Source organism: Chryseobacterium sp. ZHDP1, assembly GCF_018603435.1.
GTDB classification, from domain to species: domain Bacteria; phylum Bacteroidota; class Bacteroidia; order Flavobacteriales; family Weeksellaceae; genus Chryseobacterium; species Chryseobacterium indicum.
The window spans coordinates 1,108,419-1,122,980 of the sequence record NZ_CP075682.1; the positions used below are offsets into that span (position 1 = coordinate 1,108,419).

The window sequence follows — 14,562 nt, forward strand, 5'->3', positions numbered from 1 at the left end:
AATGGGTGAGAATATAGTTAATGCACCTATAAATGTTGGAGGAAATTCCATTGTAGGCAACAATAATAGTATAAATCAATTTATTAATGGTTTAGAAATGTTGATTCAGGAATATAAAGATCAATTAACAAAAATCTCTACTTTACTTTCTGAATTTAAGCCTAAAACTGCTTTAAGCCTATTACAAGAATTAGAAAACAGGATTATTGATAAAAATATAGACCAAAAAGATACTTTAAAAGCAAAAATATTATACTTAAAAGGTTTATGTAAGTCAGAAATTCAAACATTTACAAAAGAAAACTCTGCAATGGATTTTGTAAATGCGTATAATTTAAACAAAAGTGACAATAATTTTAGGGATAGAGCATGTTTCGAGTATCTTAATCTATCCGAAGATGAAAAAGCAAAGGCATTAGCTGATGAAATTTTAAAAATAGAAGAATTTAATATTTCAGCATGGTATGTGAAATGTCTACTTTTAGATGATTTTTCTGAAATTCCTTATATTTTACCTAAAATTTTAAAAGACAATAACGATTTTTCAAGTTCGTTAATAATCAAAGTAATTCAATCCGAAGGAATCAGGTCTTACGATGATTTAAAAAAGTATGGGCTTGAATATAAGTTTAATATTAATGAATTTACGGAAGTAACTTTTGCAAATAAAATCAAATGGATAGTAAATATTAATTTGCTTCTTGATAGATTTTTTAATGAATTTCCCATAAGGTATATTTCAGGAAATACTTTTATTACAGAGAGAAATCCGAGTATAGATAATGCTTTGAATTTGCTTGACAAGTTCATTTCTACATTAACTACGACAGAATTATCAGATTCCCTAACATTATATGAATTTCATTATCATTATTTAAAATATTTGATTGAAAATAATGATGAAGATTTAAAAATGATTCAGATAAAATATAAAAATCTGCAAACAACTCATTGGTCATATACTTTATCGATTTGTCAAGTCTTAAATCATAAAGGTAGATTTGACAATTCTTTAGAAATTTTAGATGATTATTCAAAAAAAACAAATGAACATGCTAATCAATATTATCTTTTTAAAGCAATTGTTCTGGATGCTTTACAAAAACCCGAAGGTGTAGAAGAAATGTTCATGGAGTATCTAAGTTTAAAACAAATTTTGGACGATACTTCAGTCTTACATATTTTTTCGACATTTTTTAATATTCAAAAAAAATACTGTGATAAAGAATTGTTTCTGAGGGAGCATACTGAAATGATGAAAATGCAATATACATCCGTAGACCTTAAAAAACTTGTTGATGTTACATTGAAAATTAATTTTTTAGGAGAAAAGACAGATGATGTTATACAACAATTAAAGGAAATTGAAAGTAAAAGCCTAGAATTATCAGAATGTAAAGTGTTTGTTGCGAGAAATTTTGCAGAGTTAGGATTAAGGTCTGAAGCTATAGAATTCTTAGAAAGTTTTGTTGATAGAAAAAAGATTTCAGATGAGTTGAGATTGTACATCCAGTTTTTAATAAATCAGCTTTATGATAAAGATGATAGCGAAAGAAGATATGAAGAGTTACTCGAACTATTAAAATTTTGGCGAGAAAAAAGTGAATATGTTGATGAAGAGTTTCTACGAATAGAACATAATCTATATGGGTGTATTAATGATATTGATAATTTATCAACTATAGATGAACTTTTATATCAATACTTTCCTAATAAAGAGGAGTATATTTATCATTACATATTAACTCTGGAAAAAAAGAAAGACTTTGATAAAATAATTGAAATTATTAAAGATAAAGCATCTTTTGAAAATGAAATATTTGGAGTAAATATTTGTATTGTTTTATTGAGAAATCAAATAAATACTCCTAAAGCTTTTGCCTTATTATATGGTTTGGCTCAAAATAAAAATAACATAATTGCTAGAAGAGCTTATTTTACCCATACATTGGTATTGGAGGGCTTTTTGAAAAAATTTGAAGAGGTTAGAGTTAATAATTGGGTTGTATATAATATCGACGATACAACACATATTATAAAAATAATTAAAGAGGATGGGTTGCATGGTAAATTTATTGGGCGTAAAGTTGGAGAAAAGTTTATTGAAACTTCTACGATGTCCAGAGTCAATAAAAATATAGAAATTATTGAAATATATAATGATGCAATGAGATTATTCAGAGAAATTTCTGAAGAAGCTCATAATCCTTTAAATGAACTTGGCTTTGAATCACTTAACCTCCCAAAAGAGAAAGGGAATTTAGAAGAGTTTTTGAAAAATCATTTAGGAGCTCGTGGTAGTGAAGAAAAAAAATTCAGAGAATCTCAGTTAAATGATTATTATAATAGTCGAATTGGCTTTTCGGAAATTACACGTTCAGTCTTTGATGGAGATTTTATTGATGCATATAACTATTTGACTCATAATAAAGGACAATTCACAACAATTCCCAATTCTTTAATTAGTAATCATATCGCTGATGAATATGGCTTAGATACTAGTGCAATTTTATTATTCTATTTTTTAGAAAAAGAACTTCAATTTAAATTTATTCACAAGTTTAAAATTACATACCAAACGAAAGAATATCTTGAAAAAGAAATTTTAGAGTTAAAAAATTCACCAGTTTCAAAATTATCAATGGATATTACTTTAGAAAAGGTAGAAAAATATATTTTTCCAGATGATATAAATGATAGGAAAATAGTTTTTTTAGAAAATGTTTTGGAATGGGTTAATGATAACTGTATTGTTGACAATGTTATTGAAAAACTAGAGTTGTATCCTAAGTTACAAGTAAATGAAAAAGATTTTAATTCTGATTTTATGAAAAATTTTGTTGATATTTTTTATATGTCAACAAGAGAGAAATTAAGGTTGATAAGTAATGATACTTTTCTTTTTATTCATAAAAAAAGCAATAATATTTTTAATAATCAATTAAATCCCGAAAAATATCTAAAAACTTATTATTCAGATAAATGTGATGAGATTTTTTACAGGCAACTATTAAAATGGAATTATTTAGGTATCGACATTAATTTGGCTGTTTTGAAAAATGAATTTTTTGATTTGTTGGCTGGTAAAGAAAATTATTATTCAAAAGCAGTAGAAAACTTGCAATTCTCAGTTTGTTCTAATCAACAAATTATTCACACATGCAGTAAATTTTTAAAAGAAATTTATTTAATTATTTCTATGACTATTGAGAATAAAAATAGATATGCATTTGACCTTTTTGCTAATAATTTTAATCTGATGCCGACTGAAATAGTTAATTTATATGAATCAGTTCTAAGAAAAGAATTTAAGCTATTGGGTGATTATTACGATAATGTCTTATCACAGTTTAAATTAGCTAAGAAACTATATAGTTAGAAAAACCGATAAAAATAAACCCTGATTGATAAGACACAGTCAGGGTTTATTGTCTTTTATATTATCTCTAAACCTTTTGGGGGCAACTTCGGAGCATAGTCAATATATATATCGCATCAACCCATAAACTTGCTATAAGTGAGATGCTTTGACTATCAACAAGTCATTTCTATATTTATTGATCGTTGAAAAATGCCACAACCACTATGAATAAAGGATTTATATAAAAACCTCGAAGATAATACCATAGTACTATAAATATTTATACCTTTAATTATTCTCTTATAATCAATATTAAATCACTTTTTAGGGTTCTTTAGGCAGACTTATCTTTGATTATCCAGTCTTCTGATTCAAATTTTGGGTTCATATCCTGAGAATATTCCGAAAACAGTGATTCTGTTACATTTTGCATCGTGGGAAACCATTGTACTGTTGTACATATTGAATCATGTATCGTCCAAAGTGGCATTTCAGGATATTTTTCCGCCAGTTTTACAGTAACAAAATCCAGAATACAATCAGATTCAATATGTTGCAATAATTTAGGGAAATTTTTATAAGAATCCTTATCCTCAAATTGTGTTTTGAAAAGTTCTATACATTTGCACAACATAGGCAAATGATTTTGAAAAATCTGATATTCTTTTGCAGGTCTTTTCAATGGAGTGTATAAAAGCTGTAACGTGAGTTTTTTCATCAAATTTCTTTTACCTTTGAACTCTTTCATTTCCATATATTCAGTGTCTCTGTTATAAAAAGAAGATCTGTATATTTCGATTTTTTCACCATTTTCATCAATAACTCTATGTGGTTTAATTTCGCTAAATACTTCATCTCCTAAGTATTCATAAAACATTCCTGATATTATTGATTTTTTTACATCTTGAAATTCTTCTTGAAATTCCTGAGTGGCAATAATCTCCGATAAATCATTCATTAAGACAGCAGTTTTAGAATCATAAATCGACTGAATAATACCTTTTATTCTTTCATCATTATACCTTTCTAGCAACAAAACCATAAAATAAGGTTGAGAATTTTTAATATCTAGACTTGCAATCATTTCACCCTCATAACTCAAAAAAGGTCTAAATGATTTTGGGAGATTAGTAAGATTAGTATGGATTCTATTATCAGAATTATCATCTCTCGTTGCTCTGAAAATCTGATTTTTCATCATTAAAGCACAATGCCAATAATTATAAACATTTGCTATTATTGGATTGGGGGTGCTATAAACTGCGTCATATTTATTATAACAGAATTTATCTTCCATACTGGCAATTAGATTGTCAAAATCAATAATAAGTCCTTCATTTAACCATTTTGAAAGATGCGGACAATCGTTTGAAAAGTTTTCATCCAAAATTTTTTCGTTAAGTTTTTCATCTGAGATTTCAAAAATTGAAAAATCTAGACATTCATTACCTTCTGTTTTAATTGCAGAATAATTGAATCTGTAACCATTACTTGTATTAGTATAAGTTGAATAATTTATCTTTTGAATAATTTCAATATCAAGGAAATAATCAAAATACCGAGTATATTTGTAATATTTTTTCTCTAATAATCTTGAACTTAGCGGGACATACCCCCATTTGTAGATTTTATCTTTTTTGCGGGTGGGAATACTGATAATTAAACTTAAATAATACATTGCCAGTGCCAATTTAAACGTTTTGAAAGGTGGTTTTTTCTCAACCATATCTACCAAATAATTATAAACTTTTGTGGGTAAAATAACCTTCCACCGAAACCCCTTATGATAAAAAGCTGTTGCGTTGATTCTATGGTTTGAACTTTTGGTTTTGTATTGTTGTATTTTCATTGTTTTTTGTATAAAAAAGGCACAACATGGACTGTTACAGCAGTTTTACTGTGCCTTTGGTTAATGTTATAAAAAGATTTTAGTCGATTTTTTGGCGTGCGCAGGGTTATGCGGTGTAGTAGTAAAAAGATTCTGTGTTTCTCAGCCTTGTACCCGTGTGTATAAGGTTTAATCCTCGATTATAAATACAGCATATTTAATATTAGGCTGTTGAGATACAATGTCTTTTACTTTGTCTTTATCTTTTGTCACTATAAAACATGCAACTTTATTATCTCTCAAAAGATGGGTACCAGCGTTAATATCATTCACATATTGTAGCTCTTGAGGCTCTTGCGATTCTTGGGTTTCAGATTCAACTTGAGTTTCCTCCTGAAGCTCAGTTTTTATTGTTTTATCTAGTTCATTCTTTATAGATTTTTGAACCTGCTTATATGCAGAAGATATGCTTAAATCTTCTGTAATCATTTTTTGAATAATATCTTCCAAACCACTGCTGACAACTTTCTTATATCTGGCAACAGTTGTTCTGCCAACATTGGCGATTTTTGCTATTTCTAAAAGTGTATCAACTGCTTTTTCAACATCATTACCCTTACCTGCTTTAACAAGATTATCTTTTGCAGCTTGTTGTATTTTTTCTTCATGTAAACATGCAAGTTGTATTTTATGTATTTGTGTAAGATTCCTTCTTTGACATTGATTTTTAACCATCCAAAACTGAATATCTAAAAGAGTTTCAAAATCTTCATTAATTTCTTTTGTAGGAATATTTGATATTTTTAAATCTATACAGGCTTTTAATCTTACATGACCGTCAACAACTAGTTTAATTCCGTTTGCAGCTGTATAATATAGAATTGGATCGTTAATTCCGTTTTTTTCAATATCTGCTTTTAATTGTTTAAAGCGATTTGCATCTGCAATAGTAAGATAAGATTGTAGCTCAGAAATTGTCTTTAAATCTTCATAGTTATAGCTAACATTGTAATTTTGACCGAATAATTGAATTGTGTTTGACATGATAATAAATATTTTAAATTTGACACAAAGAGATACCCACACAATACTCTAAGTGTGCTTTGATTAAACATTAAAAGCGTGGTAAATAGTTAAGAAATGTTGGGAAGTATAGAATTTCCCGATGTAGTTGTTTTTAAGAAACTTGTTTCAGTTTTGAAAATACTTCGTCTTTTGAGTAATACACTCTTTTGCCGATTTTGGTATTTTTCAATGTCCCGTCATTATTCCAATGAAATAATGTTGTCAAACTTACATTTAAAAGTTTTGCAGTTTCTTCACGAGTATAAAACTCTTTTTCCTCTGAATGTACAGGGATAATTTTTTCTAATTCTTCCCTAACTAGTTTTTGAATAAATTGACCAAAAGATTCTATGTCTATTTGCATCAATTGGATTGCTGAATTTGTCATAATTTTTATTTCTTTAAGATTATGATGCAAAATTCCAAATAGGGGAAACAGGGAAAAAATAGGGAAAACATTTTTTCGCTAACAGTACATAACTAGTTAATATTCAAAGATAAAAATTTCAATAAACTTTTAATTCTGGAATTGGTTTCAACTTTTCCCTATCAATTCCTAATGAATATTCAATCTCTGATAAGAAAAGTTCTGTCTTTTTTAGAGTAAATGGATAATCTTTGTGCTCAGGATTATTAATATTACTATAATTTTTAAGGAATTGCTGTTTATTTTCCCTTTTGTTCTGAGAATTAAACTTAATTATAGGTTGAAATGAAACAATTGAATCAAATATGATCCCTTCAATCTCTGTAAAATAATCGAAAACGTGGAAAAAATAACAAATTCTAAAGAAGTAAATATCACGTTCTGTATTGAGGCTTTTTATATCTAATGAATTGTATTTATTCTCTGATAAGATATTTAGAATAATATTTATTTCACGAGTGGTAAAGTTTTTTCTTTTTAGGTACTGTATGAAATTTTCTTTTTCCTTGATAAAATAAGTGAAATTTTCGCTTAAACTTTCTTCGTCTGAATCTTCATTCTCACCGTATAATTTAAAATTTAGATATTTTAACTTCATTCCATATAAACAATGTTCATCGTCTAATTCTAAATAATTATATTGATAGATATTATTTAGATATGTAAACTGAAAAATACTTGAATCTTTTAGTATATTAAGATAATTCCATAGAGTATCATAGAGTGTAACTACTGGTGTTACTTCTTCAAAAAAACCATCTAATTGTGGAGTATCAAATGAATGTTTATAACATAAAATTTCATTTTCAGATATTAGTGTTTCTAAGTATTTACTACTGGTTGAAACTTGATTAATTGTTGGTGAATTTGTAAGAGCATCTATTTCTCTTACAAAACGTCTCATTTTATTACTTGTTTTTTGTTCTAAAAAGAAAATTTGCGAAGCGTAATAGCTAATATATGTATTTGGGAATATATATCGTAAGGATAAAAAATCTTCAAAATCCTCTTTTAAATACGCTAGTTTAATTGTATAATTTTCTTCTTCTAAAAGGTCTCCTTGTTGGTTTTCATTATCATAAAAGCTATTTTCACTTATAAAATAATTGACTTCAAATAATATGTCTTCTATTTCTTCTGTTGTATAAAGATCTAGCAAGGTATTTACTTCATCAAAATCTACATAATCAAAATTCTCGCTGATTATCTCGTCTACATCTATAAAATGATCTAGGTATTCAAAATAATCTTTTATTATATCAGCACAGCCTTGTCTCTCGTGAAACAACGCTTTCCAATGGAATGTAAACATATCTTCTAATGAGTATCGGATAAGTTTTCTTTCATTTTCATCGGTAATATCAGGATAATATTTAGCAATATTATTTATAATATCTTCATCAGAACAGTAATTTTCTACCTTGTTTACTACTCTATGATCTTGAAAAAAGAACCCACCAATTCCATGTACATTAGTAGGCGAATTTGACACAACGGCATATACAATAAAATCAAGTGTTACTCCAGATTTTGTATTAACATCTGTATGTTTTTTCATATTAATATCCTAAACTATTAAAAACCAATTCTAGCAAAGCTATTTGCCGTTCGTACTGCCATTTCTTTTTCTGTTTTACCAATATACACTAAAAACTGCTTTTCAGTTGAATGACCTGTCATATACATAATATCTGCTGTAGGGATCAAGGTGTGAAAGTTAGTTGCGAAACTTCTTCTTCCGATATGGCTTGCTACAAGTTCGTATTTTGGATAATCTCCTAAAACTCCTCTTTTGGTTTTATCTTCCAAGACCTGAGATTTAAGACCGTAAACAACTTCTGAGATTTTAGCATTTTTACACACAATTTTTATGTACTTGTTAAATTTGACATCAGAAATTTTTCTAGGAAACTCGCCATTTCTTTTATCCAATATTTTCTGTACTTCTTTAAGTAATGGAATTTGCATTAGCTTCCCCGTTTTTTCCTGTTTAAATTCTATATATTTTATGTCTCTATCCTCTACAATCATGGATTTTTCAAATCTCAAAAAATCACTTACCCTTTGACCTGTAAAACAGGCTATTATTAGCCAATCTCGTGCGTTGTCGAGGTAATCATGCGGTTGATTCGATTTTTTAATACTTTCTAATTCTTCAAAATTCAAATAAATATGTTTCGGTTTATCTTTCTTGAATTTACTTAAACCCAGTTTCCAATCTTTTGTATGTGGATGTGTTTCAATATCATAATTACTTGCAAATTTCGAAATAACTTTAATATCACGCAATTTGCTATATATAGTTTCGTGTTTGTAGTTAATATTCAAACAGTACTTCTCAAAATCATCCTTGAAATAATTATCCAAATTTTTAAATTCGATTATCGGAACTCTTTTATGATAAGTACAATAGTCAATCAGCATTGTTTTAAGAACTTTGATTTTGTAATTTGTTCTTACTGCTATTGTATTTTTGTTGAGTTCTAAGTAAGTATCTATAAATTCAATGAGATTCGATGAATATATAGTTTTTACTTTTGGTTTCAATATTTCGTCAAGACAAGATTGTAACCATATTTTATAATTTAAAATGCTGTTTTGGTCGGAATATTTTTGCAGTACATGTGATTCAATTTTAGAAAGCTTTGTATTAATTGATTCGGTGTCCGTATCAAACATTTTTTTTGAAGCTATTCTACATTTACCATTTTTCCATTCATCAGGAAGACATTTTAATTCTGATAGTGCAAGTCTGACATCAAGATCCTTATCTCTAAGCCTAATGCAAATATTACTTGGTTTGTTCTTAACAGTACTTCTAAGAAAAAAAGATACTTTAGCCATAAATTTATAAATTTTATAGTGTTGCAATTTACTAAATGTGCGCCCAAATTTGTGCCCAAATTTTGAAAGCTATTTTAATTAACTTAAATTTAAAATAATTAAAACCTCTATAAACAAAGCATTCATAGAGGTTTTTAAGTTTTAATACATTAAAGCAGATTAGTTAGGTGTAGTCCTTCTGCGGTCACTTTTAAGGACAGACATTTGATGTTTGTCCTTTTTTATTAGTCATTATTGCTAACCATTTTAATCTCTTTGATATATATCATTAATTTTTTGTCAAATTTATTATCTGGATTTATTCTAAATTAATATATTTGCATCATGAATATGATCGTTCCTTTCAAAGTAGCTCCATTAGCTCCTGCTTTTTCAATGAATACAGAAGAAATGTATTGCGGCGACAAGAAATCATGCTGCAAAAAATTTAAAAAGGGAAAAAGATGCAAGAAGTGTCCGGGAAGAAAAAAAATGGCTTAATTAAAGCTTTTTAACAGGAAATAGACTGCCAGAATTAATAAGACCAACCCAATAATAATTCTCGCGATTTTTGGCTGTCCGTGAGGATTTGCAACAGTTCTTGGCTGTGACTTAAATAATTCCTCTGCCTTATCTTTAAATTTTTCCGAATTGTTTTCAAAAACTTCGGTAATCGTAATTCCCTGAACGGCTGTTTTGTGCAGTAGTGAATTCGTAGCGTGAAGCAAAATCTGGAATTTTCCGTCTTTAAATTCCGTTATTTTGAAAACTCTTTCTCCATAAGGTTTTTCCAGTCCGAAAGGTAACACTTTCACCACATCCGCATTTTGAGTCTGCCAATTGATAATGATCTCCTCCCCTTTTTTCGCATGAATTTTGTTTGCCGTAAAAGTCTTAATGGACGGCGGAATATTATACCTGAAGCTTTTCTGATGACTTTCTAAATTTTGATCGTAAGAATGTCTTCTGCTTTTATCACTCAATGTTTCATAAGCTTCCTGAATTTCACGGAACCGGTCTGCGAAAAAATCATCGTTATCATTTTTATCAGGGTGATATTTTAAAGATAGTTTTCTATACGCTTTTTTGATGTCTTCTTCCGAAGCATCGTGAGAAATCCCGAGAAAATAGTAGTAATCTTTCATTAAGCTATGCAAAAATAGTGAATTTATTTTCTTTTTTAAACGCAAATGGCACGAATAATTTCATAAATAGCCTGAATAATTTTATGTTATGCTTTTAATTTTTTTCTTTAAAACAAACAGTCGTATAAAGTAAAATTGCTAAAGACTCTTTGGAGTTTTATCTGTGTAGAAATCATATTAAGAGGACGTTCGGCGTTCCGTAGGAACGCCATCTTAGAACATTTATCAAAATATTTGGTAATGTACTGAAAAATAGTTGGTGAAATTCAGGATATATTTTAATAAATTATGGATGTTAATCCGAAGAGGACAAAAGCACTGGTGGAGATCAACTTTTCAGCAATAGGATTAATGTTCAAAACGATAGTTTTAAGGTGAGGTTTCCCTCACCTTTTCGTTTATTATCGGATGAACCTTATGGCTAAAAAAACTCTATTTTTCGTTAGAAAAATAAATATACCATTTGATGAAATTGATTCGGTTTTTCAATGTGAGACCTCTGTGCAGGTCGAGATGATTTTTTAAATGGCTGAAATATCCCTCAATACCATTGGTTGTTTTAGGAATATTGGGATTTTCCAGATAATGAAACATATTGGGCAATGCCCGTTTTATAGTAAAATACGATCGTCTGATAAGCTTGTGGGTATACCAGTATCTTTCGGTTTCAAGATTAATTGTTTTTTCATTAATATAATCCTGATGTCTCAAATACCAGTCGTTGAGTTCATTTTTCCACCAGATTTTATCGTTTTGTGTTTTAATTTTCAGTAATAATAAAACGTGTTTTCGAAGTTCCTGACCGGCAATGTGTTTAGGAAACTTTGTGAGCCAGATCAGGCACATTCTCTGAATATGAACCAGACATCTCTGAGTAATGATGTCTCCATCAGATTTATTTATGGCTTTCAAAACGCTTTTATGTCCATCTGTAGTAATGCTTTCCAGCTTTACGCCCAGCCGTAAAAGATTGTTTAAATCTTCCCTGATTTCTTCATAATGTTCTCCATCGGTAAAACGGATAAGCTGTGTATATCCATCAAAATCATCCTGATAAGCAATTAAACAGAACTGAGCAAAATAAGTTGCATCCATTCTTAAATTCACCTTTTCCCGTTTGATGATCTTTAAGGTAGGAGACTGCTCTAAAATGGTATAAAATGTTTTCTGCAAAGTATCTTTCGAATAACCGCTGTCTCTGCAAAGCGTTTTGTAGGTCTGCCTTTCCAATACCCATTTTTTGAACCAGATAAAACGATTTTTAATTCTCTGCTCCGTTCTGTTTTGAGTAAATAAAATCCCGCAATTTTTACATTTAAATCTTTGCTTTCCCCCTTGTTTTCCCCAACGAATTACCTCCAGGCTTGAACAAGACCAACAACGTTTTTTTGCCATTTTTCAGACAAAGAAAAAGTTTTATGAAACACGTTTCATAAAACTTCCTCCAAGCAGCCTAACAATGAGGTTTTGATAGAATTCTACCAACTATTTTTCAGTATTATGCCAAATATTTCAAGCTTGCTTGTTTAAATCTTTTTAATGTTTCGGTTCAGGCGGCTTCGCCGCCTGAACCGAAACCCTATTTTCCGAGATTGCTTTTTCGCTTCGCTCATCGCAATGACTGTAAAAAATTCCGGCTCGGGAAGCTTCGCTTCCCGAGCCGGAATTAAACAATTTCAATTTAGTTACTTTTATTATGCTTCTGCAACGTTTTCTTTTCTTTCGAAACCTCTGTGGCGGCATCTTGAAGCGAATTCTTTTTTAAACTTTCCTTTCAGCTCCTGATATTGCTCATCATTCATTTCTCTGATTTTATCCGCCAATCCGAAAGGAGATTTTTCTTTGATTCCGTATTCCTCAAAAATACCCTTTACAAATCTTTTTCTCTGCGCTGCTTTTTTAACAACTGCTGCAACTCCTACTACGGCTAAAGCAGCTAAAGCGCCTTTTAATACTGAATTTTTCATTTTTTCAAAATTTTAAATTTTACTACTTTTTGTTTTTTATATAGACGAATAAATGCTGAATTTACTTTACTACTTCTAAATTTTTATTTATTCGTTTGTTCTGTTGTGCCTGTTGAAAAAACCTGCTGAACATTTGTCCCTCCACACTTCTTTGAATTTCTCTCTTTCTTCGGGAGTAAGATGCATCATTTTTTCTCTCATCTTCTTTTCTTTAAAATCCCTCATTCCTTTTCCGAAATGAAATCCTCCGAAAAGAATCTTACTTAAAATCAGAATTCCCATTGCCTGCCAGAAAGTAATGGATTTTACACCCAAAATTTCAGGGAGAAGGCAATTCCAGAGCGCCATCACGATCCATGTAACGCCTAAAAAAATCAATGGCGGACAAAGAATCAGAAAAATCCAGCCTTTTTTATGTTTATGATTCATATCTTTTTATTTACTAACTGTTTAAATCTTCGTATAATTTTCTCAATCTGTTTCTTAAATGTTTGACGGCGTAATTTTTACGGCTAATAATCGTTTTAATGTTTTCACCATGCTCATCCGCAATTTCCTGAAGGGTTTTGTCATTAAGTTCATTTTCCACATAGACGAGTCTTTGTTTTTCCGGCAGTTCATCCAGAGCTTCAAAAAGCTTTTTCCAGATCTCGTCCTGAAACATTTTAATTTCGGGGCCTGCACTTTCATCCATCAGCAGAATATCTTTGATGGAAAAATCTCCGTCTTCATCTTCATACACGAAATCTTCAAGATTCTCGGTTTTCTTCTTGCGGTATTTGTCCGTGATTTTATTTGCCGTTACTCTGTACAGCCAACCGCCAACATTCACAATCTCAGAAAGATTGGTAAGACTACTGAACTGATACCACACTTCCTGCAGAATATCTTCCGCATCCTCCGTATTTTTCACTTTCGGACGAATGTACGACATCAGCTTTCCTCCGTACTTTGAAACGGTCTGCGAGATGATATTTTCCTTCTCCTTCTGTGGCATTGTTATTTTTTCGACAATCTCCATATTGCTATGACGATTGAAAATTTTGTTTTACTTTAATAAATTTAAAATAATTTTTGAGAAATTAAGATTTTGTTTTATTCATCCGTATTTTGAAACATGAATAAAGCAAACTTTTTTTCGCTAATAACACAAATCCTATTATTATGTAACCTAAGTTCGGGATAAGAAATAAATTTAAATAATTGATTTATCGCATTATATTAATTTATCGCAAAGAAAAACAAAATAGTATTATTTTGATAAGTTTTACGCCTTTGTATATCTTAAAGCTAAATTCCTGATAATTGAATCTCTTTGTTTAACCTTGCGTTTAAGAAGACTTATCCAAAACTCAGGTTAAGTATGAAATTTTTAAAAGATATATGTCCTAATTTGTATTTAAACAAAAAAACGAAAAGCTAAGCCTTCCGTTTGTATTTTGAATGATAAGTTTTAATTCAGATAAATTCCGAAGTACCAAGTCCAGACAATCAAAATAATCTGCATCGGAATTCTTTTTTTATACAGATAATTCATTCCGGGACCAGTGAAATCCGCTTTAAAAATATTGATTTTTTTTCGGGAAGAATTGATATTCGCAACGAAAACCAAAACATAAAAAACAATCAGTAAAACAGCAGTCAGTTCACGAATGGAAGGAATCATCAATCCGATTCCGGCTGCAATCTCAATAATTCCTGTTATGTATACCCAAAATAGTTTTGCCGGGATAAAATCCGGAATCATCATTGCCATTCCCTTTTGAAATTTAAAATGAGAAAATCCTGTAAATATGATGAAAACAGCCATTCCCAGATTTCCGGAAAACACAAAATTCCAGTCTCCCTGAAAAATTCTGGTTGCCAATAAAGCTAAAATAAATGTGGTAAAAAGAATGGTCAGCAATTTCATAAGATGTCTTTTTGTTTCCAGTAGATACAAAGAT

The 14,562-nt window shown here is 29.7% G+C and carries 13 protein-coding genes; 1 reads left to right on the forward strand and 12 read right to left on the reverse strand.

Annotation, left to right across the window (positions count from 1 at the left end):
* Position 1: 1 nt before the first annotated feature.
* Entirely contained in the window at positions 2–3,379 is a 3,378-nt protein-coding gene (locus KKI44_RS04985) for a hypothetical protein (RefSeq protein ID WP_214590113.1), read from the forward strand.
* A gap of 316 nt (positions 3,380–3,695) precedes the next feature.
* On the opposite strand, the gene KKI44_RS04990 is transcribed toward KKI44_RS04985, so the two are convergent.
* The 12 genes from KKI44_RS04990 to KKI44_RS05045 form a co-directional block, all read right to left on the reverse strand.
* Positions 3,696–5,210, reverse strand: a complete 1,515-nt coding sequence (locus KKI44_RS04990) for a hypothetical protein (protein WP_214590114.1) — start codon at positions 5,208–5,210, stop codon at positions 3,696–3,698.
* Positions 5,211–5,378: 168 nt separating this feature from the next.
* Positions 5,379–6,233, reverse strand: coding sequence for a ParB/RepB/Spo0J family partition protein (locus tag KKI44_RS04995; protein WP_214590115.1), 855 nt, complete (start codon positions 6,231–6,233; stop codon positions 5,379–5,381).
* A 133-nt stretch (positions 6,234–6,366) separates the two neighbouring features.
* The gene (locus tag KKI44_RS05000; protein ID WP_214590116.1) at positions 6,367–6,642 is read right to left on the reverse strand and encodes a helix-turn-helix domain-containing protein; all 276 of its coding nucleotides are present in this window, start codon (positions 6,640–6,642) and stop codon (positions 6,367–6,369) included.
* A 118-nt stretch (positions 6,643–6,760) separates the two neighbouring features.
* On the reverse strand, positions 6,761–8,239 hold the full coding sequence (locus KKI44_RS05005; protein WP_214590117.1) for a hypothetical protein: 1,479 nt from the start codon (positions 8,237–8,239) through the stop codon (positions 6,761–6,763).
* A 17-nt stretch (positions 8,240–8,256) separates the two neighbouring features.
* Positions 8,257–9,525: a phage integrase SAM-like domain-containing protein gene (locus KKI44_RS05010; RefSeq protein WP_214590118.1), complete on the reverse strand. Its 1,269-nt coding sequence runs from the start codon at positions 9,523–9,525 to the stop codon at positions 8,257–8,259.
* A gap of 476 nt (positions 9,526–10,001) precedes the next feature.
* Positions 10,002–10,649: a J domain-containing protein gene (locus KKI44_RS05015; RefSeq protein WP_214590119.1), complete on the reverse strand. Its 648-nt coding sequence runs from the start codon at positions 10,647–10,649 to the stop codon at positions 10,002–10,004.
* Positions 10,650–11,081: 432 nt separating this feature from the next.
* Positions 11,082–12,044, reverse strand: coding sequence for a transposase (locus KKI44_RS05020; RefSeq protein WP_250902065.1), 963 nt, complete (start codon positions 12,042–12,044; stop codon positions 11,082–11,084).
* Between the two features lie 141 nt (positions 12,045–12,185).
* Positions 12,186–12,329, reverse strand: a complete 144-nt coding sequence (locus tag KKI44_RS05025) for a hypothetical protein (protein WP_214590120.1) — start codon at positions 12,327–12,329, stop codon at positions 12,186–12,188.
* Positions 12,330–12,343: 14 nt separating this feature from the next.
* Complete coding sequence (locus tag KKI44_RS05030) at positions 12,344–12,616, reverse strand: hypothetical protein (protein WP_214590121.1); 273 nt, start codon at positions 12,614–12,616, stop codon at positions 12,344–12,346.
* Between the two features lie 87 nt (positions 12,617–12,703).
* On the reverse strand, positions 12,704–13,045 hold the full coding sequence (locus KKI44_RS05035; protein ID WP_214590122.1) for a hypothetical protein: 342 nt from the start codon (positions 13,043–13,045) through the stop codon (positions 12,704–12,706).
* 13 nt (positions 13,046–13,058) lie between these two features.
* Positions 13,059–13,613, reverse strand: a complete 555-nt coding sequence (locus tag KKI44_RS05040) for an RNA polymerase sigma factor (RefSeq protein WP_250902163.1) — start codon at positions 13,611–13,613, stop codon at positions 13,059–13,061.
* A gap of 456 nt (positions 13,614–14,069) precedes the next feature.
* Positions 14,070–14,528: a hypothetical protein gene (locus KKI44_RS05045; protein ID WP_214590124.1), complete on the reverse strand. Its 459-nt coding sequence runs from the start codon at positions 14,526–14,528 to the stop codon at positions 14,070–14,072.
* Positions 14,529–14,562: the final 34 nt, after the last annotated feature.